The 19,362-nt window shown below is 61.8% G+C and carries 18 protein-coding genes; 9 read left to right on the top strand and 9 right to left on the bottom strand.

The features are described 5' to 3' along the window. Positions 1 to 132: 132 nt before the first annotated feature. From fliS to AC6IZO_RS01255, 4 genes are all read right to left on the bottom strand, one after another. Positions 133 to 594: a flagellar export chaperone FliS gene (fliS, locus tag AC6IZO_RS01270; protein WP_497807189.1), complete on the bottom strand. Its 462-nt coding sequence runs from the start codon at positions 592 to 594 to the stop codon at positions 133 to 135. A 21-nt stretch (positions 595 to 615) separates the two neighbouring features. Beyond that, complete coding sequence (gene fliD / locus AC6IZO_RS01265) at positions 616 to 1,977, bottom strand: flagellar filament capping protein FliD (RefSeq protein ID WP_497807187.1); 1,362 nt, start codon at positions 1,975 to 1,977, stop codon at positions 616 to 618. A gap of 2 nt (positions 1,978 to 1,979) precedes the next feature. Next, the gene (locus AC6IZO_RS01260) at positions 1,980 to 2,366 is read right to left on the bottom strand and encodes a hypothetical protein (RefSeq protein WP_497807185.1); all 387 of its coding nucleotides are present in this window, start codon (positions 2,364 to 2,366) and stop codon (positions 1,980 to 1,982) included. Between the two features lie 79 nt (positions 2,367 to 2,445). Next, a complete protein-coding gene (locus AC6IZO_RS01255) occupies positions 2,446 to 3,618 on the bottom strand; it encodes a flagellin N-terminal helical domain-containing protein (protein WP_497807183.1) in 1,173 nt (390 codons plus the stop codon). Positions 3,619 to 3,843: 225 nt separating this feature from the next. On the opposite strand from AC6IZO_RS01255, the gene AC6IZO_RS01250 reads away from it, so the two are divergent. From AC6IZO_RS01250 to AC6IZO_RS01220, 7 genes are all read left to right on the top strand, one after another. Then, the gene (locus AC6IZO_RS01250; protein ID WP_497807181.1) at positions 3,844 to 4,086 is read left to right on the top strand and encodes a flagellar FlbD family protein; all 243 of its coding nucleotides are present in this window, start codon (positions 3,844 to 3,846) and stop codon (positions 4,084 to 4,086) included. A gap of 8 nt (positions 4,087 to 4,094) precedes the next feature. After that, positions 4,095 to 4,910, top strand: a complete 816-nt coding sequence (locus AC6IZO_RS01245) for a flagellar motor protein (protein ID WP_497807179.1) — start codon at positions 4,095 to 4,097, stop codon at positions 4,908 to 4,910. Then, positions 4,907 to 5,725 carry a flagellar motor protein MotB gene (locus tag AC6IZO_RS01240; protein ID WP_497807177.1) on the top strand — a complete coding sequence of 273 codons (819 nt, stop codon included), beginning with the start codon at positions 4,907 to 4,909 and terminating at the stop codon, positions 5,723 to 5,725. The genes AC6IZO_RS01245 and AC6IZO_RS01240 overlap by 4 nt, the downstream gene beginning before the upstream one ends. Positions 5,726 to 5,788: 63 nt before the next feature. Next, positions 5,789 to 7,588 (top strand): chemotaxis protein CheA, encoded by a 1,800-nt coding sequence (locus AC6IZO_RS01235; RefSeq protein ID WP_497807175.1) that lies wholly within the window; start codon positions 5,789 to 5,791, stop codon positions 7,586 to 7,588. Continuing rightward, positions 7,585 to 8,478, top strand: coding sequence for a CheR family methyltransferase (locus tag AC6IZO_RS01230; RefSeq protein WP_497807173.1), 894 nt, complete (start codon positions 7,585 to 7,587; stop codon positions 8,476 to 8,478). Before AC6IZO_RS01235 ends, AC6IZO_RS01230 begins: the two co-directional genes overlap by 4 nt. A gap of 9 nt (positions 8,479 to 8,487) precedes the next feature. Then, the gene (locus tag AC6IZO_RS01225) at positions 8,488 to 9,384 is read left to right on the top strand and encodes an HDOD domain-containing protein (protein ID WP_497807171.1); all 897 of its coding nucleotides are present in this window, start codon (positions 8,488 to 8,490) and stop codon (positions 9,382 to 9,384) included. Further along, complete coding sequence (locus AC6IZO_RS01220; protein ID WP_497807169.1) at positions 9,381 to 10,493, top strand: protein-glutamate methylesterase/protein-glutamine glutaminase; 1,113 nt, start codon at positions 9,381 to 9,383, stop codon at positions 10,491 to 10,493. Before AC6IZO_RS01225 ends, AC6IZO_RS01220 begins: the two co-directional genes overlap by 4 nt. Here the strand turns inward: AC6IZO_RS01220 and AC6IZO_RS01215 are convergent. Then, positions 10,454 to 10,936, bottom strand: coding sequence for a response regulator (locus AC6IZO_RS01215; protein ID WP_497807167.1), 483 nt, complete (start codon positions 10,934 to 10,936; stop codon positions 10,454 to 10,456). The genes AC6IZO_RS01220 and AC6IZO_RS01215 overlap by 40 nt on opposite strands. Positions 10,937 to 11,330: 394 nt before the next feature. On the opposite strand from AC6IZO_RS01215, the gene AC6IZO_RS01210 reads away from it, so the two are divergent. Both AC6IZO_RS01210 and AC6IZO_RS01205 read left to right on the top strand, forming a co-directional pair. Next, positions 11,331 to 13,040 (top strand): M20/M25/M40 family metallo-hydrolase, encoded by a 1,710-nt coding sequence (locus AC6IZO_RS01210; RefSeq protein WP_497807165.1) that lies wholly within the window; start codon positions 11,331 to 11,333, stop codon positions 13,038 to 13,040. 175 nt (positions 13,041 to 13,215) lie between these two features. Beyond that, entirely contained in the window at positions 13,216 to 13,872 is a 657-nt protein-coding gene (locus tag AC6IZO_RS01205; protein ID WP_497807163.1) for an HAD family hydrolase, read from the top strand. 70 nt (positions 13,873 to 13,942) lie between these two features. Here the strand turns inward: AC6IZO_RS01205 and AC6IZO_RS01200 are convergent, their stop codons facing one another. The 4 genes from AC6IZO_RS01200 to AC6IZO_RS01185 all read right to left on the bottom strand — a co-directional run bounded on the left by AC6IZO_RS01200 (position 13,943) and on the right by AC6IZO_RS01185 (position 19,358). Beyond that, the gene (locus AC6IZO_RS01200) at positions 13,943 to 14,716 is read right to left on the bottom strand and encodes a DeoR/GlpR family DNA-binding transcription regulator (RefSeq protein ID WP_497807161.1); all 774 of its coding nucleotides are present in this window, start codon (positions 14,714 to 14,716) and stop codon (positions 13,943 to 13,945) included. Positions 14,717 to 14,771: 55 nt separating this feature from the next. Further along, on the bottom strand, positions 14,772 to 17,030 hold the full coding sequence (locus AC6IZO_RS01195) for an exo-beta-N-acetylmuramidase NamZ domain-containing protein (RefSeq protein WP_497807159.1): 2,259 nt from the start codon (positions 17,028 to 17,030) through the stop codon (positions 14,772 to 14,774). 207 nt (positions 17,031 to 17,237) lie between these two features. After that, entirely contained in the window at positions 17,238 to 18,215 is a 978-nt protein-coding gene (locus AC6IZO_RS01190; RefSeq protein WP_497807157.1) for a glucokinase, read from the bottom strand. Beyond that, on the bottom strand, positions 18,216 to 19,358 hold the full coding sequence (locus AC6IZO_RS01185; protein WP_497807155.1) for an isomerizing glutamine--fructose-6-phosphate transaminase: 1,143 nt from the start codon (positions 19,356 to 19,358) through the stop codon (positions 18,216 to 18,218). Between the last annotated feature and the right edge of the window lie 4 nt (positions 19,359 to 19,362).

Genomic DNA, 19,362 nt, shown 5'->3' with positions numbered 1-19,362 from the left:
TGCGGGCGCCTTTCTTCTTGCGCGCGATGGCATCAAGGAAGGGCGCCCGGAAGCGCCCTTCGGTTCAAGTTGGCTTTTGAGTTGGGAGTGTTCGACGCCGGGTTCTGCGCGCGCCTTCGAGGCTCGAAAAGATTACGCGGTCCACGCGGAGGTCTTCTCCGCAACCTCTCCGGCGTAAACCGGAGCGGGAACCGAAGGAACTGCCTCCTGCTTCGGCCCGAACAAATGCTGCTCGGCCTTTTCCCACTCGCCGCGCACTTCCTGCAGCAGCCACATCTGCTCTTTCAGCAGGCTTACCGACTGCTTGATTTGCGCCTCCAGCAGCTTGCCCCGCATGTGCGAATAGAACTGCCACAGGAACTTCGCCGCCTCGCCGCCGTTCTGCATGTTCAGGTTCGCCTGCAGATGGTCCAGACACTCCATGCAATGCTTGATGGCCGCAGTGCGTGCTTCGATGTCGGAAGTTTCAAGACACTCGATCGCTTTCTGCATGTCGGTGAGCATGCGGTCATAAACCATCAGCACCAGCCGGATCGGGTTCGCGCTGCGAACGCTTGCTTCCTGGTACGCGCTCTTTGCTTCAAAGGGGCTCATGTGGGTTTTCGAACTCTCCGTCTATTTGCTTGAGCTGCTCGTGCTCGTCAGGCTGTCCAGCATGGTCGTGACCGATTGCATCTCGGTTGGGAACGATTGCAGCTCGGTGTTGATCTTGCTGTAGTAGGCTGTCAACCGCGTCTGTTCATCGGTCAGGTAGGCTTCCAGGTCGTCGATCTGGCTCTGCAGATCGTTGTAGCTGGTCTTCAGAGAGTTGTAGTCAACCTGCAGCGAGCCATCGACAGTGCTGCTCATATCGAGCAGGTAGCTGTCGAACTTCTGCCCGAAGGCGGTGTAATCGCTGTTCTGGAAGAAACTCTTCACGTCACTGAAGTTGTTGGTGACAACGTCGTTCAGCGTGGTGCTGTCCACCGTCAACGTGCCGTCGTTGTTCATGGAGATGCCGAGGTCGGAGAGCGAGTTCACGCTCCCGTTCCCGGTGACCGATGTTGTGATCCAGCCCAACAGGTCACTCTGCATCTGGCGCACGGTGCTGTCGCCGGAAAGCTCCCCGGCGGAGGCGGTGCTGGTGGAGTACTTGAACTGCTCATTCAGCGCGTTGATGATGCTGTTGTAGTCGTTCACCATGTTGGCGATGGAGGTGACAACGCCACTGGTGTTCGGCCCCACGGTCACCGTGGCCTGGCTGCCGTTGGTGGCCCCGGTCAGCGTCAGTGTGACGCCCGAGATGACGCCCGAAAGCGTATTGGTCGCGCTCGTAATGGGCACGCCATCAACGGTTGCCGAAGCATTCTTGCCCGCCGTGGTGGTGAAGCTCAGGTTCGCCGGCTGCGAGCTGATGTTGATGGAGCCATCGGCGCCGGAGGTCTTGCTGGTCAGCGCCAGGCGCGCGCCGCTGACGTCCGTAATCACGCTGGCCGTGACGCTATAGCTGCCGCTGTTGATCTGTGTCACAAGGTCGTTGAGTGTGGCGCCGTCGCTGACCGAGACCGTGTAGTTGCTGGAGCCAACGCTGAAGACGAGGTCTCCGCTGCCGACCGCCGCAGTAGCGCTGTCGAGCGAGTTGCTGTAAGAGCTCGACGTCACAGCCAGGTTGCCGACCACCACGGTATGCGTGCCTGCACTGGCTCCGCTCTTGACGGTGGCGGTGACGGCCGCGGTGTTCGAGCTGGAGACTGTCTGCTTGGCCATGGTGCCAACCACGCTGCTCAGGCTGTAGACATCGTTCTCCAGCGTGGAGGCCGCCGACTGGAACCCCTCCAGCAGCGTCATCTTGTCATTGATGGTGGTTTGCTGGTTCTTGAGGATGGTTTCGCCCTTGCGCTCGGCATCCAGCGTCTGCGTCACAAGCGATGCGACATCGATTCCGCTGCCGCTGCCATAATTCGATGTGCCGATGGATACACCGTAGTTGCTCGACATCGTTACAACCTCACGTTCAACTTCTCGGCTGCTTCCGTTTCGTCCGCCACTTCAGAGTCAGCTTCCAGTTCGCTGCCAGAGTCGCTCCAGTCGATCTCAGGAGCCTCAACTTCGCCCACTTCAGACGCTTCTTCTTCGGAAAATTGCTCCTCGTAGCTTTCCGGATCCTGCTCTTCGTCTTCGCCCGGCTCCAGACTCACGTGAAGCTGCGCTGGATCCTTCTGCTTCTCCGGCTTGCGCTCCATACGCCGGAACGCCGTTCGCGGAGTCGGAACCACCGGCAGGGTCCCGATTTCACTCTGCAGGTCATTGGCCGCTGGCATTAAGGAGTTGCTTATGCGCGCGGTCCGGTCCATAGGTTCAACCGGCAGTGGCTGCTGTAACACCACACGCATAAGCAACTCCTTAGATTTCTCACCAAGACCGGAAGGCGAGCCTCATGAAAGCCCGCCTTCCGGTGTCACTGGTTTACTGCAACAGCTTCAGCACGCCCTGCTGCATCTGGTTGGACTGCGCGAGGGCGGAGATGCCGGTCTGCTGCAACACGTTGTACTTGGTCATGTTGGCAACGGCGCCAGCGATGTCGGCGGAGGTGATGTTGGTCTCCGCAGAGCTCAGGTTCTGCACCTGGTTGCTCATGACGTTTCCGGCCGCCTGCAACTGGTTGATCACCGCGCCAATGTCGCCACGGAGGGCGGCAACCTTGGTGATCGCGTTGCTGATGTCGGTCAGCGCCGTCTGCGCGTTGGCCGTCGTCGAAAGCGAATCGGTATTGATGGAGGAGGTGTTCATGTTCGAGGCGGAGAAGGCATTCAACGTCACGGAGATGTTGTAGCTGCCGTTTCCGGTCGAGTCGGTCATGTAGATGTTGACGATGTTCGTGCCGCCAGAGGCCGCCGGGTTCGAGGCCGCGCCGAAGTTGCTCACCGGGTTCTGCGCATCCTGCGTGATCTTGATGTCACCGCTGTTGGTGTTGCTGGTCAGCAGCAACTGGCCGGTGCCGTTCAGGCTGGCCGTCACGCCGATGCCCGCATTGTTCACATTGTTGATGAAGTCGGCCACGGTGTCCGAACCGGTCGAAGTATAGGTAAAGGTCTTGCCGCCATTGGTGATGGTCATGGAGGCATTGCCCGAGCCGGTGGTCGCCATCGCGTCGGTCATGGCCACGCCGGTGGTGGAAAACGCCAACTGGTTCGGGTTGCTGCCCGCTGTGCCGGCGCCGAAGATGACCGAACCGTTGTAGGTCGTCTTCTGGCCGATGTTGTCGATTTCCGCCTTGATCTTGGTGAATTCGGCGTTCAGAGCGGCAGCCTGGTTGCCGGTCGAATCGAGAGTCCCCGTGGAAGCTTCCGTCGCCAGGGTTACGGCGCGGTTCAGGAGCGAGGTCACCTGCGAAAGAGCGCCATCGGCCACCTGCAGCATGCCCACGCCCTGCGTCGCGTTCTGCTGCGACTGCGTAAGGGCCGCGATGTTTGCCTGCAGGCCATTGGCAATGGCCAGTCCGGCCGCGTCGTCGGCGCCGGAATTGATGCGCGAACCCGAAGACAACTGGTACAGGGTCTTCTGCAATGAGGTCTGCGTCATGTTCAACTGGTTCTCTGCCGCCAGTGCCGGGATGTTGTTCAGAATGCTGAGTGCCATGGGACTCTCCTTCCCGCGGTTCCTGCTAAGCCGTACCGGAATTCATCAGGTGGCGGCACAATGCCTCCACAACGCCCTGTCCGGAGGAACCTTTGCGTGTTACACCCACTCCATCGGCAGCTCTTGCCCGACCTTTAGCCCGTTTCGAGATTTCTTCTGCATTTGGCCAGCCATTCAAGCTGAGTCCGCATTCATCCGATGTATTGCCTGCGAGACCGCACTGCCATGATCGAACTCACGCGCCTCAACAACAAACCGATCATCGTCAACGCCGAGCTGATCAAGTTCGTGGAACAGTCGCCGGACACCGTCCTGACGCTCATCACCGGAGACAAACTTGTGGTGCGTGACAGTGCCGACGAGGTCGTCCGCCGCATCCTTGATTACCGCAGCCGGATCGCATCCTCGCCCTCTCCGGCGGTGCCCCTGTTCTCCTCCGCATCCGCGCAACCAACATCCCAAGGCTGAGGTGACCCGTGGACCGCAGCAGCATCATCGGAATCATCGTCGGAATTGGCGGCATCATCCTCGGCCTGTTGCTGGAAGGCGGAAAGATCGCGCAGATTCTCCAGCCGACAGCGGCACTCATCGTCTTTGGCGGCACGCTGGGGGCCGTGCTGCTGCAATACCCGCTGCCGTTCTTCCTGGCCGCCGCGCGCCGGCTCAGCAGGGTCATTCTCCATTCCAACTTTCATCCGGAAACCATCATTGCCACCCTCGTGGAGCTGGCGCTGAAAGCCCGCCGCGACGGCATCGTCTCGCTTGACGCCGAGCTCGACAAGATTCCCGACCCGTTCACGCGCAAGGCCGTCATGCTCGCGGTCGACGGCACCGAGCCCGCCGAACTGCGCAAGATCATGCAATTCGAGATGGACACGCGCCAGGATTACGACGAAGAGTTGGCACACGTCTACGAGGCCGCTGGCGGGTTTTCGCCGACCATCGGCATCATCGGCGCCGTGCTTGGCCTCATACAGGTCATGCAGCACCTCGACAACATCGACGAAGTTGGCAAGGGCATCGCCGTCGCCTTCGTCGCCACCATTTATGGCGTGGCCGCCGCCAACCTCTTCTTCCTGCCTGTGGCGGGCAAACTCAAGGTTCGTGCGCATGAGGAACAGATGGTGCGTGAGATGGCTGTCGAGGGCGTGGTCTCCATTCTCGAGGGCATGAACCCGCGCATGCTTGAGACAAAGCTCAACGGCTACCTGGTGGACACGCGCGCGGCCAAGCCTGCCGAGAACACTTCCGCCAAACCTGCCGTGCAGGAGCACGAGTCGGAGCTGGCATGAGTCGGAAGAAGAAAGACCATTCGAACCACGAGCGTTGGCTGGTCTCCTACGCCGACTTTATGACCTTGTTGTTTGCCTTCTTCGTGGTGCTTTACGCCTCGGCGCAGGTGGATCGTCACCGCATGAATCAGCTCGCGGTCGCCATTCAGGCAGGCTTCTCTGAGATGGGAGTCTTCAACGGCAACGCCGCGGGGCCGCCGGGCGGCAAGCCCAACGGGGCACTCGGGCCGGGATCGCCGTCGCAGAAGGAACTGCAAAACATTGGCTCGGGACCTCTCCCCTCAGAAGGCGCAGGCGTGCAGGCGCTACGCCGCGCACTGGGCGAAGCTCTCAAGAAGGGGCAGATATCGCCCCGCGACGTCACGCTCCGCGAAGGCCCCGACGGACTGGTCATCAGCCTGCATGAGATGAGTTTCTTCGACAGCGGCTCCGCCAAACTGCGTGCGCAGGCCGAACCGGTCTTTGGAAACATTGCCGAGTTGCTGGCGGCGCAGAACTGCCACTACCGCATCGAGGGCCACACCGACAACGTACCGATTCACAACGCGTCCTTCGGCTCCAACTGGGAACTCTCGACCGCGCGCGCCACCGAGGTCATCCGCGAGTTGATCACCCGTTATGGAATGGACGCCGGAGCACTCTCCGCGGCAGGCTTTGCCGAGTTCCACCCCGTGGCTTCCAATGACACGGAGGAGGGCCGCGCGCTCAATCGCCGCATCGATATTGTCGTGCTCAATCCTGTTCGCGGCACGGCAATTTCTGCCCTTCCCGCCCTCCCGGCTCCTGCGCCGAGCGCCCCACCAAAAGCCCGCTGAACATCTAAAGTTCTGCGAGCCTTTCGCCGATTCATCCACTAGTACCAGTGTTGCGGGGCAATCATGTCTGACTTTGTTCCTGATGATCTGTTGCGGGACTACCTGACCGAAAGCGATGAACTTGTTCAGCGCATGGAGCAGGACCTGCTGACCCTTGAGAGCGACAGCAGCCCGGAAGTGCTCAACCGCATCTTCCGCGCCATGCACACCATCAAGGGCACCAGCGGCTTTTTCAATTTTGACCAAACGGTGGCGCTGGCGCACCGCGCCGAAAACGTGCTGGACCAGTTGCGCAACGGCCAGCTCTCGGTCTCCCGCGCGCTGGTGGACACCATGTTGCGCGTCAACGACCAGGTGCGCGCCATGCTCGATGACGTACGCTGCTCGCGCACCCACAACTACGATCTCTCGCCCTGGCTTGAGGCGCTGATCGCCTTGCAACAACCAACGGAAAGCAAGGTGGAGACGGAAGCAGTCACAGCCACTGAGCCACCTGCGGACACCGTGAAGCAGGAGGCGGCAAGCAGCGCTCCCGAGCCGGCCGCAGCGGCAACACCTTCCGCGGAAGGCTCTCAGCCAAGTGGTCCGCAACTTGTGCAGCAGTCCGCGGCAGCAGCCGAGCCGGAGCGCAACAAGCAGCGCCGCAAGTCCGCCGATGCTGACGCCGAGTCAATGCGCGTGAATGTGCGCAAGCTTGATTACCTCGTCAACCTTGTTGGCGAGCTAGTGCTCGAACGTAATCGCCTGGCATCGCTCTCCAAGGATTTCTCGACGCAGCGGCAGCAATCGCAGGAAATCTCGGAAGCTCTCGCACTCTCAACCGCGCGCCTTAGCTTCATCACCGACGAATTGCAGACCGCATCGCTCAGCACGCGCATGGTTCCCATCGACACGGTCTTCCGCAAGCTGCCCCGCGTGGTCCACGACACAGCCGCGCAGATTGGCAAGAAGGTCGAGCTGGTCATCGAGGGTGCCGAAACCGAAATCGACAAGACGATGATCGAGCACATCAGCGACCCGCTGACGCACATCATCCGCAACTCGCTCGACCACGGTATTGAATCTCCGGAGAAACGCCGCGCTTCCGGCAAGCCGGAAACCGGCACCATCACGATCATTGCGCAGCAGGAAGGCGACCAGATCGAGGTCATCATCCGCGATGACGGCGGCGGCATCGACCCGGAGCGCATCACGAACAAGGCCCTGGAAAAGGGCCTCCTCACCGCCGAAGCTGCGCGCCTGCTCTCGCAGCGGGAGATCTTCGACCTGCTCTTCCTGCCCGGCTTTTCCACGGCGGAGAAGGTCAACAACCTGAGCGGCCGCGGTGTGGGCATGGATGTGGTTCGCACGAACCTGAAGAAGCTGAACGGCACCGTGGACATTGAAAGCGAGCTTGGCCGTGGCACCACCATGCGCCTGCGCGTGCCGCTCACTATGGCCATTCTGCCGGTACTGATGGTGGAGGTGCGCGGCGAGGCCTATGCGGTGCCGCTCCGCTCCGTGGTGGAAACCGTACGGATCGACATGCGCGACGTTCACACCATTGAGGGCCGCGAGGTGCTTTCCCTGCGCGGGCGTGTGGTGCCCGTCATCCGACTGGCGGAGGCTATGGGCCTGTGCTCGCCGGAAGCGACTACGCAGCGCGCCGTCATCATCACCAGCAATGAGCAGCGGGTGGCCCTGCTGGTGGAGCGCCTCATCGGGCAGGAGTCCACGGTCATCAAGCCGCTGGGCACGCTGCTGCGCGACAGCCCCGCCATCGCGGGCGCCACCATCAGCGGAGACGGCCGCGTGCGCCTGGTTCTGGACCCCGCAAACCTTATCACGGATGCCGGCAGCGGCCGGATTGGAGTTGTTGCATGAGCTTCGCCAGCAGCCTTTCGCCGGACAACTCGCAGATCCCCTCCGACCAGGGAACCTGCGTGCAGCTCCGCGATCTCATCTACAGTGTGGCCGGCATTTTTCACGCCGACCACCGACTGCGCTTCCTTGAGGAGCGTTGCCAGCGGCGCATGAAAGCGCTGAACATCCTGTCCCTGCGGCAATACTTCCAGTTGCTCACCACCAGCCCGGACCGCACCGCCGAGATGCATCAGTTGCTGAATGAAATCACCATCGGCGAGACCTGCTTCTTTCGCAACCAGCCGCAGCTTGATTCGTTCCAGAAACTGGTGCTGCCGCAGGTGGTAGCCAACAAGGCCAATCTGCCCATCAAGAACATACGCATCTGGAGCGCGGGCTGCTCCACCGGCGAGGAACCTTACACGCTGGCCATGATGCTGCTGGAAGAGAGCATCGGTGGCGCGCTCAAGGGCTTCTCCTTCGAGATCATGGCTACCGACCTCAACGACCGTTCCATCGCCAAGGCGCAGGCCGGCGTCTACGGCGAATACGCCGTGCGCAACATGACGCCGTTCTTCCGCACCAAGTACACCACGCAGGACGGCCAGACCTGGCGCGTGAATGACAACGTGCGCGCCAAGGTCCGCTTCCAGAAGCTCAACCTCTCCGACGACAGCCGCATGCTCTTTCTTAAGGGCATGGACGTCATCTTCTGCTGCAACGTGCTCATCTATTTTGACGGCAACAGCAAGCGGCGCGTCATCAACCACTTTTACAACAACCTGCAGCCGAACTCGTTCCTCTTCCTCGGACACGCGGAATCGCTGTTCGGGATCAATGACGAGTTCCGGTTGCTCCACTTCCCCGGCGCGATCGCTTACCTGAAGCCCGCCGCCCGGTCGACGAGATAAGGAGGGATGATGCCTGCACCGAGTCTGTCATCTCTTCGCGCCAAAATTGAGTCGCTGGAGAACATTCCCTCCGCGCCTGCAATCCTCATCCCCGTGCTCCGCCAGTTGGAAGCCCCCAGCGAGAGCGTCGACATGCAGAAGATCATCGACCTGGTCGGACACGACAAGTCGATCACCGCGCAGGTGCTGCGCATGGCGAACTCGCCGCTGTTCGGCCAGCGCCAGCGTGTCACCAGCGTGCGCGGCGCGGTCATGAACCTTGGCCTGCAGCGCATGCGCGAGATCGTGGTGAGTTGCTCGCTGCTCAAGCTGGCTCCGCCCGCGGGGTGTTCCATCGATCCCACGGCGCTGTGGGAGCACTCGCTTGGCTGCGCCCTGGTCTGCCGCAAACTCTCGCGCCGGCTCCAGTACAACTGTCCGGAGCGCGCATATCTGGCGGGTCTGCTGCACGACATTGGCATCCTCGTGAACATCCTCGTCATTCCCAACGAGTATCGCGAGGTTCTGCAGATCGCCATACGCACGCGCAACCCGCTCGACCAGGTGGAGCGCGAGCATCTCGGCTTCACCCACGCCACCACCGGCGAATTCCTTGGCACAACGTGGCGGCTGATCGAGTATCTGAACGAGGCCATCCGCCGCCATCACGAACCGGAAACAGCCACGCTCGATCCGGAACTCTGCGCGCTGGTCTGCGTTGCCGATACGCTTTGCCGCATCAGCGGCCTCGGCCACGGCTACACCGAGATGCGCGCCGTCGACATCTTCGAGATGCCGGCCTGGGAGGTTCTCGCGCGCAACAACGCGCAGGCCGCCAGCGTGGACATGGCGCGCTTCAGCTTCGAGCTGGAAACCTACGTCAAGGAGGTCAGGGCGCTGGTCACGGCCCTGTTCCGCATTCAATGACGCCGACAGGCCCCATCCGCGTGCTGGTGGTGGACGACAGCGCATTCATGCGCACGGCCATCACGCGCATGATCTCCTCCGACCCCATGCTGACCGTCGTTGGCACCGCCCGCGACGGCCAGGAGGGGCTGGAGAAGATTGCGCAGCTGAACCCCGACGTTGTGACCATGGACGTCGAGATGCCACGCATGAGCGGCATCGAGGCACTCAGTCGCATCATGGCCGAGCGCCCGCGGCCGGTCATTATGATCAGCTCCATCACTCAGGAAGGTGCGCAGGCCACGCTTGAAGCCCTCGCTCGCGGTGCCTTCGACTACATTCCCAAGCAGCTCTCCTACGTCTCGCTTGACATCGTCAAGATCAAGGCTGACCTGATCGCCAAAATCAAGGCCGCCATGCGCGTACCCGGCGCTGCCTTTGGTGGGCACGCACCGATCACCGCACCACCGCTGGCTGCTCCGCCACCGCCCCGGCCGGTGGTCACCGGCGGGCGTATTCCTATTCCGCATATCGTCTGCATCGGAACCTCCACGGGCGGTCCCAAGGCGCTGCAAACACTGCTGCCTCAACTTCCGGCGGATTTTCCCGTGCCCATCATGATCGTCCAGCACATGCCGGTGGGCTTTACCGGGCCATTCGCGCGGCGGCTCGACAGCTTCTGCAAGATCCATGTGGTGGAGGCCAAAGACGAGCAACTGCTGGAGCCGGGCACGGTCTACATCGGTCCGGCGGGCTTCCACATCCGGCCGGTGGCAGCCATGCCCTCAGGCTTTAAGGTGCAGCTCTCAAAGACTCCGTTCGACCTTCCGCATATGCCGTCGGTGGATGTGATGATGCTGGCAGCAGCAGAGGCTTACGGCTCGCATGCCATGGGAATCATCCTCACCGGCATGGGCGCCGACGGATTGAAAGGCATGAGTGAGATCTACCGCTGTGGCGGAATCACCGTGGGAGAAGACGAGAAGTCCTGCACAGTCTACGGGATGCCACGCGCCTGTGCCGAAGCTCGCGTGCTGCATCGCGTTGTGCCATTGGATCTGGTTGCTACTGAGATGATTTCTGCGACGCGCTACAGGCCCTTGCGGGCCTCGGCATCCGCAGGCTCCTGAGGCGCCACCCACCTGTCGGCGGAAGAATCCAGCACCTCGCGCACCTTCTCCGCCAGCGCCTGGAGCGTGAACGGCTTTTGGAGATAGGCCAGTTGGAGGTGGGTCACGCCGCGCCGCACCACTGCATTTTCCGTATAGCCGCTCATGAAGATGATCTTCAAGCTCGGCTGGGTCATGGCCAGATGCTCTGCCAGATCGCAGCCATCCATGCCTGGCATCACAACGTCCGTCAGCAGCAGGTTCACCTGCCCGGAGTGCTGTTCAAAGCGTTCAATACCCTCGTGGGCGTTGTTTGCCTCCAGCACGGAGTAGCCTTCCAGCTCCAGGATTTCGCGCGCCACCTGCCGCACATACTCCTCATCCTCGACGAGCAGGATGGTCTCATGTCCCTTTGCCGGGAGTGGGGGCTTTTTGGGCGCACTGAATTCGCTTGCATGTGGCATGATGCTCTCCATAACCCAGGAGAGCCGACGATGGCGCTTCCGGGCCCCTACAGAGTATGAATCTGACTTATGAATCCGTCTCTCCCGCATCCACTTGCTTGGAATCTAGTGTGCGGTAACTCGATTGTAGGGCGGCACATCCTGTCGAGAACCCACCCGCCTGAGATTTCACTTAGCTCGCTCCAATTCTGAATTGCTGTTTCCGTTCCGGAAACTGAACCAGGGGCTTGCTTACAATTTTTTACGTTTTGTCCTTGCGCTTGCCCTCCAGATTGAGGCTTGCGGTGGTACCATCCCCTAAACCAGATTCCTGCCAGGCTGCCGGTGGCGGCTCCAAAGATCAATCAGCCGTTTTGACGCACCTGAGCGCATCCCATTCAATCGAGGACGGTCGATGTCTGCTTCTGCTGCTTGGAAGTCTTTTCGTTTTTCCTGTGCTCTGCTTCTTCTGTTCGTCTGCACCATTCCGGCCATGGCGGCCGGGCCGGCCAGCGACCAACCCGACCTGCAGATGGTCACGCGCATCCGCGAGGAAGGCTTCCATCACTCCAAGGTTATGGAGATCATGAGCGAGCTGACCGACCGGCTCGGCCAGCGGCTGGCAGGCTCGGCCAATCACAAGCGTGCCAATGAGTGGGCACGCGACCAGTTCACCACGTGGGGCCTGGCCAACGCGCATCTTGAGCCCTTCCAGTTCGGGCGCGGCTGGCAGCTCGATAACATCAGCATCCGCATGACGTCGCCCGATGTCGCCGTGCTCAGCGCGCTGCCCAAGGCCTGGACCCCGGCCACCAACGGCCCGCTCACCGGCGAGGTCGTTCGCCTGAAGGCCACCACGACCGAAGAGCTCGCAAAGTACAAAGGACAGCTCGCGGGCAAGATTGTGCTCGTCGGCGAAATGCGCGAGGTCAAGCCCGGCTCCGAACCGGCGCTGAAGCGTTATGACGAAAAGAGCTTGGAAGATCTCGCCGAATATCAGATTCCCGGCGAAAACCTTCGCGATCCGGGTGGACGCACCTTCACGCGCGAAGACCTGATGAAGCGCTTCCAGTTCCAGCGCGATCTGCAGAAGTTTCTGAGCGAGGAAAAGGTCGCCGCCACCATTGAAGCCAGCCGCGGTGAAGCCGGTCTGATCTTTGTGCAGGGCACGCAGAACTACCACAAGGGCGATCCCGACGGCGTGCTCCAGTTGGTGATGACCGTGGAGAACTACGGCCGCATCTCTCGCCTGCTCGACCGCAAGGTTCCCGTCAAGCTGGAGATCAACGTTCAATCGCACTTCGAACTGGTGGACGATGGCAACATCTACAACACTGTCGCCGAAATCCCCGGCTCCGATAAGAAGAACGAGCTGGTCATCGCCGGCGGACACATCGACAGCTGGCACGCAGGCACCGGCGCCACCGACGACGGCGCGGGCGTGGGCATGACGATGGAAGCCATGCGCATCCTGCAGACCATCTTCAAGGAGACCGGCACGCAGCCGCGCCGCACCATCCGCATCGGCCTGTGGGCCGCGGAGGAGGAGGGCCTGCTTGGCTCGCGCGCCTACGTCAAGGAGCACTATGGCTACCGCGAGGAGCCCAAGGCCGATCCGAACAATCCGGTCCCCTCGTTCCTGCGCGGCGGAGATTCCAGCCCGCTCATCCTGAAGCCGGAGCAGGAGAAAGTCTCCGTTTACCTGAACATCGACAATGGCACCGGCAAGCTGCGCGGCATTTACACGCAGGAGAATGCGGCGGTGGCGCCCATCTTCAAGGCCTGGGGCGAACCGTTCCGCGACCTCGGCTTCACCACCATCACCGAGCGCACCACGGGTGGCACCGACCATCTGTCCTTCGACGCCGTCGGCATTCCGGGCTTCCAGTTCATACAGGACCCGGTGGAGTACAGCACGCGCACGCACCACTCCAACCATGACGTTTACGAGCGTCTGCAGCGCGAGGACATGATGCAGGGTGCGGTCATTCTGGCGTCGTTCCTCTATGACGCCGCCATGAGTGACGATATGATGCCGCGCAAGCCGCTGCCTCCGAACGCCAAGAAGGAAGCTGCGACGGCTCCGGCCGCCGCGGCCACACCGGCGAAGAAGGCTAAGAAGTAACTGCCTGCATTGCACGCTAAACCGGAAAGGCGGCCATTGGCCGCCTTTCTCTTTGCACGCGCATTCCGCTTCGTCGAGATTGAGCAATGTGAATCTTCCTGCAATTCTGCGCCGGGCGCGCCCGCCTTGGATGCGGCCTGCGTTCATTCCCGCTAGAATGGTTGCAGGAGAAATAATGACAGAACCCGCTTCCCCGCTGAGTGGCGACGCGGCCGCGCAGCGCGGCACGGCACTGCCCCTCCCCGAAGGCAACTTCCAGGCCTACCTGTTTGACTGCGACGGCACCATTGTCGACTCCATGCCCATGCACTATCGCGCATGGCGCTCGGTGCTCGATCCGCTCGGGTGCCCATTCCCCGAAGACCTGTTCTACGAGTGGGGCGGTGTCCCTGTGGATGCCATTGCCCGCAAGCTCGCGGACCGCTACAAGATTGATCTGCCGGTGGAAGAACTGGTGACACGCAAGGAACAGCTCTACCGCGACGGCGTCGGTAAGGTCATCGCTATTCCTGAAGTCGTGGCGCACGTGGAATCTCAATACGGCAGGCTGCCGCTTGCCGTGGTTTCCGGCGGCGAACGCAAGGCGGTGGAGAAATCTCTCCGCGCAGTCGGCCTTATCGACCGCTTTGAGACCTTGGTCTGCGCCGAGGATTACACCCACAGCAAACCGCACCCGGAGCCTTACTTGACCGCCGCGCAGCGTCTCGGCATTGAGCCTGCCTCTTGTCTCGTCTTTGAAGACACCGATCTTGGCATCGCCTCCGCGCGTGCTGCCGGTATGGCGTGGGTCAAGGTGCCATCGCCGCAGGAGCGCGCAGCCAATTTCCATTAGAGTGCTGATCTCATGAAAAAAGGGCCGCGCATCACGCGCAGCCCCTATCACCGTTTTCCCCGCAGTGCTTCTAAACCAGTGTGACCTCCACTCCCGCCGCGCGCAGCTTCTGCACCTCGTGCTCCGGCACCTTGCGGTCGGTGATGACCCCGTGCACCTCGCTCGTGGGAATGATGGTAGTCAGGCTCTTCTTGCCGAACTTGCTGGAATCGCAAACGACGACCGTGCGCGTGGCCATGTGCACCATCGCGCGCGCCAGTTGCGCACCCAGCAGGTTCTGCATGAAGAACCCCACTTGTGTATCGATGCCGTCGACACCCATGAAGAAGATATCGGCCTTCAAGTGTGCAATGGTCTGCTCGGCCAGCGGTCCCACCAGCGAATAGGAGTTCTTACGCAGCGTGCCGGCGGTCACAATTACATCCACGTCGCTGGCGGCCAGTTCGTGCGCAATGCGTATGCCGTTGGTGATGACCGTCAGGTTCCTGCGGTCGCGCAGGGCGCGCGCAATCGCCGTGGTGGTGCTGCCCGCGCCGAGCACGATGGACTGACCTTCTTTCACCATCTCCGCCGCCGCTTCGGCGATGGCATGCTTCTCGCGGGAGTGCTTGAGCTCGCGTTCCGTCAGGCTGAAGTCGGCTTCCATGGGGAGCGCGCCGCCGTGGATGCGACGCACCAGACCACGTTGTTTCAGCAGGTCGAGATCTCGCCGGATGGTGATCTCCGAGGTGCCGAATTGCTCCGCCAGATCACGCACCAGCGCGCGCCCATTGCTTCGCAACAGGTCCAGAATCGCGCGCAACCTTTCTTCATTCAGCAGAGATGTAGTCTCCACTTTGCCCATGAGTCCTCCGTTCGCTCTTCTGCCTTGGACACCGGCACCACCTGCGACCACTTCTCTAATACAGCAGATACTTCGCGCGAAGCTGCTGGAATGTCTCCAGCCCGTCGCGCCAGCTCTCCGCCACATTGCGCGGATCGGCTCCGCTGCGGATCGCCTCCACACTTGCCTTGGAAACCATCAGCCAGTCGAGCTTCGCCATGTCGTACTTGTCCGGATACAGCGCGTGCAGCGCCGACGCCAACTCTACGCCCAGCTCAACCGAATCCAGCGCGTTGCGGTCCGTCACCTGTATATTGACGCCGCCACACAACTGGTTCGCGTAGTTCGAGTCCGTCGGCGTGAACTGCATGGCGATGAATCGCACCCCGCTGATCTCACGTGCATTCAGGTAATTCGCCAGCTCAACCGGCTTCACCCACGGTGCGCCCACCAGCTCAAACGGTGTGCCCGTTCCACGGCCGACCGAGATATTGGTCCCCTCGATCATGCCCACGCCCGGATAGAGCATTGCCTCGGTCAGGCTGCGCATGTTCGGCGAAGGATTGATCCAGAGCCTTCCGGTTGAGTCGAACCAGTCGCCGCGCATCCAACCTTCCATCTTGATCACCGTCAGCTTGGCATGCAGACCGCGCTCGCTGTTGAACATGCGCGCCAGTTCGCCGGCGGTCATGCCGTGGCGGATCGGCGTCTGCCAGTAGGCGACGAAGGATTCGCGCCCGGCATCAGCCACCGGACCCTGCACAAAGTCGCCTGCAATCGGGTTCGGGCGGTCGAGCACCACGATCTCCTTGCCCGCTTTCGACGCCGCCTCAAGGAAGTAGCCCAGCGTGGTTTCGTAGGTGTAGAAGCGCACGCCAATGTCCTGTATGTCGTAGACGATGGTGTCAAGCTGATCAAGAACCTCGGCCTTCGGGCGGCGGTTCGCATCGCCCGCGCCGTAGACGCTGTACACTGGTGCCCCGGTCGCGGCATCCACCGAGCCGGAAATATTCGTCGTGTCGAGTTTGCCGCTGATGCCATGCTCGGGGCTGAAGATGGCAGCCAGCTTCAGTCCGGGCACCGCCGCCAGCACATCAACCGTGCGCTGCCCCTTGGCATCCACGCCGGTGTGGTTGGTCACCACTCCGATTCGAACCGGCTTGGCCGGGTCTGGATGCAGCGCGGAGAAGCCATAGGCTTCCAGCACGTCGATGCCAGCCTTCGCGTCACCGGCACGCACCGTCACGCGGCGTGCGGCGGTTGCCAGCTCGTTATAGCCGGTGATGCGCGCCACGCGCAGCTTCGCGTCGTCCGTCGGGTTCAGGTTCAGATCGTGCACCACGGCGTTGGCCACACGTGCGCGCAGAGACACTACCGAGTGTCCGCCACGCGGGTGCACCGCGTTCGTGAGCACGATGATGTACGTGTTGGTCGTCGGGTCCATCCACAGCGAGGTTCCGGTAAAACCCGTGTGGCCGAACGAGCCCACAGGCAGAAGGTCGCCGCGGTTGCTGGCAAACGGAGAATCCAGATCCCATCCCAATCCGCGCGCGCTGTACACATGCGGCGGCTGCTGAGGCGTACTCATCTTTTCCACCGTCAGGCGGTTCAAAACGCGCGAGCCTGTCAGCATCTCCTGCGCAAAGATCGCCAGGTCATCGGCGGTTGCGAACAGCCCCGCGTGACCGGCGACGCCGCCCATGCGCCGCGCCGTCGGATCATGCACCACGCCACGCAGCATCTTGTTGGTTTCATCGAACTCAGTGGGCGCAATGCGCGCGCGCCACTCCGCCGGAGGCGTGAAGCGCGTGTTCTTCATGCCGAGCGGCGCAAACACGTACTTTGCCGCGTACTGGTCAAGAGGCAGCCCGCTGACCTTCTCCACGAGGAAACCGAGCGTCTCGAAATTAATGTCGCTGTACAGGAAGCGTGAACCCGGCGTATAGATGGGTTTTTCGGCCATTGCCATGCGGTACGCTTCCGGCGTTCCGCTCCACGCCTGCTTCAGGTCCAGGTCTTCGCGCAGGCCCGAATAGTGCGTCAGCAATTGCCGCACCGTGATGCTCTGCTTGCCGTTCTGCGCAAATTCCGGAATGTAGGTTGCAACCGTGTCATTCAGACGGAGCTTGCCCTGCTCCACCAGCTGCATCACGCTGCTGGTGGTGGCCACGCACTTGGTGAGGGAGGCGAGATCGAAGATCGTGTCCGCCGTCATCGCCTCGCGCGAAGGCTCCAGCGAGCGCGAGCCGTAGGCCTTGCGGTAGACGACATGGCCATTGTGGCCGACCACCACCACTCCGCCCGGAATCATGCCGTCGCCGACAGCTTTGTTCATCGCCTGGTCAACGCTCGGCAGTTTCGCGCTGCCACCATTCGCCGCCTGCGCCAGCGCACTTGCGCAGCAGAAAGCCGACAACACTGCCGTAACCAGAGATGCTCTTCCCAGCGCTCGCCACAACGATCTCATCTTCATCCGCTCCACGTCTCCAACGCCCTCGAACCGGCTCCGCTCTTACCGAACGCAGTCTCTGTCTCGAACTCGTTACTGCACTGCCTCACACGCCATGCGCGCCGCTCCCAGCAGTGCCGTGCGCTCCTCCAACACCAGATGCACGGGAAACTCGGGCATCAGCTTCGCGAGCAGGTCCTTTGCCAAAAAGCCACGCAGGAACGCCCCTTGCGCCATCCGCGTGCGCTGCTTGGCTGCGATGCCACCTGCAACGTAAACTCCGCCCAGCGCCATGGCCCTCAGGGCCAGGTTCCCAGCCTCCGCGCCGTAGATCTCCAGCAGCAGATCAAGCGCCTTGGCGCAGACTTCGCACTTGCCGCTGTCGGCCGCCGCCGCAATCGCTCCGGCCTTGTCACTGGCGTTGGCAATTGCCTGTTCCGTACCCGCGTCTACGCCGCCGCGCGTATCGCGCAGGAAGTCGTAGATGTTCGCCAGCCCCCGCCCGGAGAGCACGCGCTCCACGCTGAGTGCCTTTCGGCCCTTCAGCATCCAGCGCAGCAACTCGATCTGCTCCTCGGTTTGCGGCGCAAAGCCGGCCATGCCGCCTTCGCTCGCCAGCGCTACATGCCGCTGTCCATCCCAATACAGGATGCTCTCGCCCAGTCCGGTTCCCGCCGCAATCAAGGCCTTGGCCGCCTTGCGTCCGGCAACGCCCTCCTGCAACGTCAGCAACTGCGCGGGCTCCAGGCTGGAGATACCATTCGCGGTCGCCACCAGGTCGTTGCATAACCGGCATGGAAATCCAAGTTCCGCCTTCAACTGTTCCTGGTCGAGCGTCCAGCGGATGTTCGTCATGGTTGCCCGGCCTTCCACCACAGCACCCGCTACACCAAAACAGCCGCCTGATAGCGTCGTGTTTCCGGCCAGATCGTGCACCATCTCCACCAGCCGACCCCATTCCTGCGTCGCATAGCGCCGGACTTCCAGCGCGCGCGGCCCGTGCGGCGTTGCTTCAAACAGACCGACGTAACTCTTTGTGCCCCCAATATCGCCTGCTACTACAATCGGCAATCAATCCTCCTGCACGCTCTTTACAAGGTTCCGGGGACGGTCCACGTCAAATCCGTTCAGCAGCGCCACATGGTAGGAAAACAGTTGCAGCGGCAGAATCTCCAGCAGCGGCAGCAGCAGTTCGCTGGCGCGCGGCACATTCATCAGACCGGGCGCGAATGCCTCAGCCCAGCGGTCGCCCTCATTCGCCACCAGCAGAATGCGTGCGTTGCGTTGGCGAAGTTCATCTACCAACGTAATCGATTTTTCATAGCGTAGCGCCGATTCCGCATCCTTCTCGTCAACGGTTCCAACGGCGATCACCGGGGTCGATTCATCGACCAGTGCGGTGGGACCGTGGCGCAGCTCGCCGGAGGCGTAGCCCTCGGCGTGCACATAACAGATCTCTTTCAGCTTGAGCGCCGCTTCCATCGCCATGGGATAGTGAACCGCACGGCCGATCATCAGGAAGGAGTTGTCCTTATAGAAAATCTTGGCGGCCTCTTCGGCCTCGCGGTCAAAGCGCGGCAGCCATTCCTGCATTGTCTCTGGCACCCGCTTCAGCCCGGCCAGGTGCGCCTGCACCTGCTCATGCGCCAGCCGTCCGCACTGCTCGGCCAGCGAGAGCGCCAGCAGCAGTAGCGCCGTCAGTTGCGCCGTAAAACTCTTGGTCGCCGGAATTGCAATTTCCAGTCCGGCGTGGGTAAGGAAGACCGAGTCTGCTTCGCGCACAATCGTGGAGTTCTCCACGTTGGAGATAGCCAGCGTGCGCAGCCCTGCCTCGCGCGCGGCGCGCAGCGCGGCTATTGTGTCGGCGGTCTCACCCGACTGCGTAATGAACACGGCCAGCGTCTCGGCACCGCCCAGCGGCTTGCGATAGCAGTACTCGCTGGCGTGCGAAACCTCCACCGGAATTCCCGCCAGGTCCTCGATCATGACCTTGCCGGCCAGCCCCGCGTGGCGGCTGGCACCGCTGGCCACAATCACCACCCGCGCCAGCGGCGTACCAAATAGAAAATGACGATCCAGCTTGATATTGCCCTGCTGATCCAGATGACGCTCAATGGTCTGGCGCACTGCGCCCGGCTGCTCATAGACCTCGCGCAGCATGTGATAACGGAATTTGGGCGTGACTTCTCCGCCAGTGCCCTCTTGCATCGGCATTGCA

Source organism: Oryzophilus luti, assembly GCF_059726245.1.
Note: the sequence above shows the minus strand (reverse complement) of the source record. Positions and strands in the feature narration are given on the sequence as shown.

Coding starts and splice junctions, on each gene's coding strand:
- fliS (WP_497807189.1), bottom strand. CDS start 594: ATGAGCCCCTTTGAAGCAAAGAGCGCGTACCAGGAAGCAAGCGTTCGC.
- fliD (WP_497807187.1), bottom strand. CDS start 1,977: ATGTCGAGCAACTACGGTGTATCCATCGGCACATCGAATTATGGCAGC.
- AC6IZO_RS01255 (WP_497807183.1), bottom strand. CDS start 3,618: ATGGCACTCAGCATTCTGAACAACATCCCGGCACTGGCGGCAGAGAAC.
- AC6IZO_RS01250 (WP_497807181.1), top strand. CDS start 3,844: ATGATCGAACTCACGCGCCTCAACAACAAACCGATCATCGTCAACGCC.
- AC6IZO_RS01240 (WP_497807177.1), top strand. CDS start 4,907: ATGAGTCGGAAGAAGAAAGACCATTCGAACCACGAGCGTTGGCTGGTC.
- AC6IZO_RS01235 (WP_497807175.1), top strand. CDS start 5,789: ATGTCTGACTTTGTTCCTGATGATCTGTTGCGGGACTACCTGACCGAA.
- AC6IZO_RS01230 (WP_497807173.1), top strand. CDS start 7,585: ATGAGCTTCGCCAGCAGCCTTTCGCCGGACAACTCGCAGATCCCCTCC.
- AC6IZO_RS01225 (WP_497807171.1), top strand. CDS start 8,488: ATGCCTGCACCGAGTCTGTCATCTCTTCGCGCCAAAATTGAGTCGCTG.
- AC6IZO_RS01220 (WP_497807169.1), top strand. CDS start 9,381: ATGACGCCGACAGGCCCCATCCGCGTGCTGGTGGTGGACGACAGCGCA.
- AC6IZO_RS01215 (WP_497807167.1), bottom strand. CDS start 10,936: ATGCCACATGCAAGCGAATTCAGTGCGCCCAAAAAGCCCCCACTCCCG.
- AC6IZO_RS01210 (WP_497807165.1), top strand. CDS start 11,331: ATGTCTGCTTCTGCTGCTTGGAAGTCTTTTCGTTTTTCCTGTGCTCTG.
- AC6IZO_RS01205 (WP_497807163.1), top strand. CDS start 13,216: ATGACAGAACCCGCTTCCCCGCTGAGTGGCGACGCGGCCGCGCAGCGC.
- AC6IZO_RS01200 (WP_497807161.1), bottom strand. CDS start 14,716: ATGGGCAAAGTGGAGACTACATCTCTGCTGAATGAAGAAAGGTTGCGC.
- AC6IZO_RS01195 (WP_497807159.1), bottom strand. CDS start 17,030: ATGAACAAAGCTGTCGGCGACGGCATGATTCCGGGCGGAGTGGTGGTG.
- AC6IZO_RS01185 (WP_497807155.1), bottom strand. CDS start 19,358: ATGCCGATGCAAGAGGGCACTGGCGGAGAAGTCACGCCCAAATTCCGT.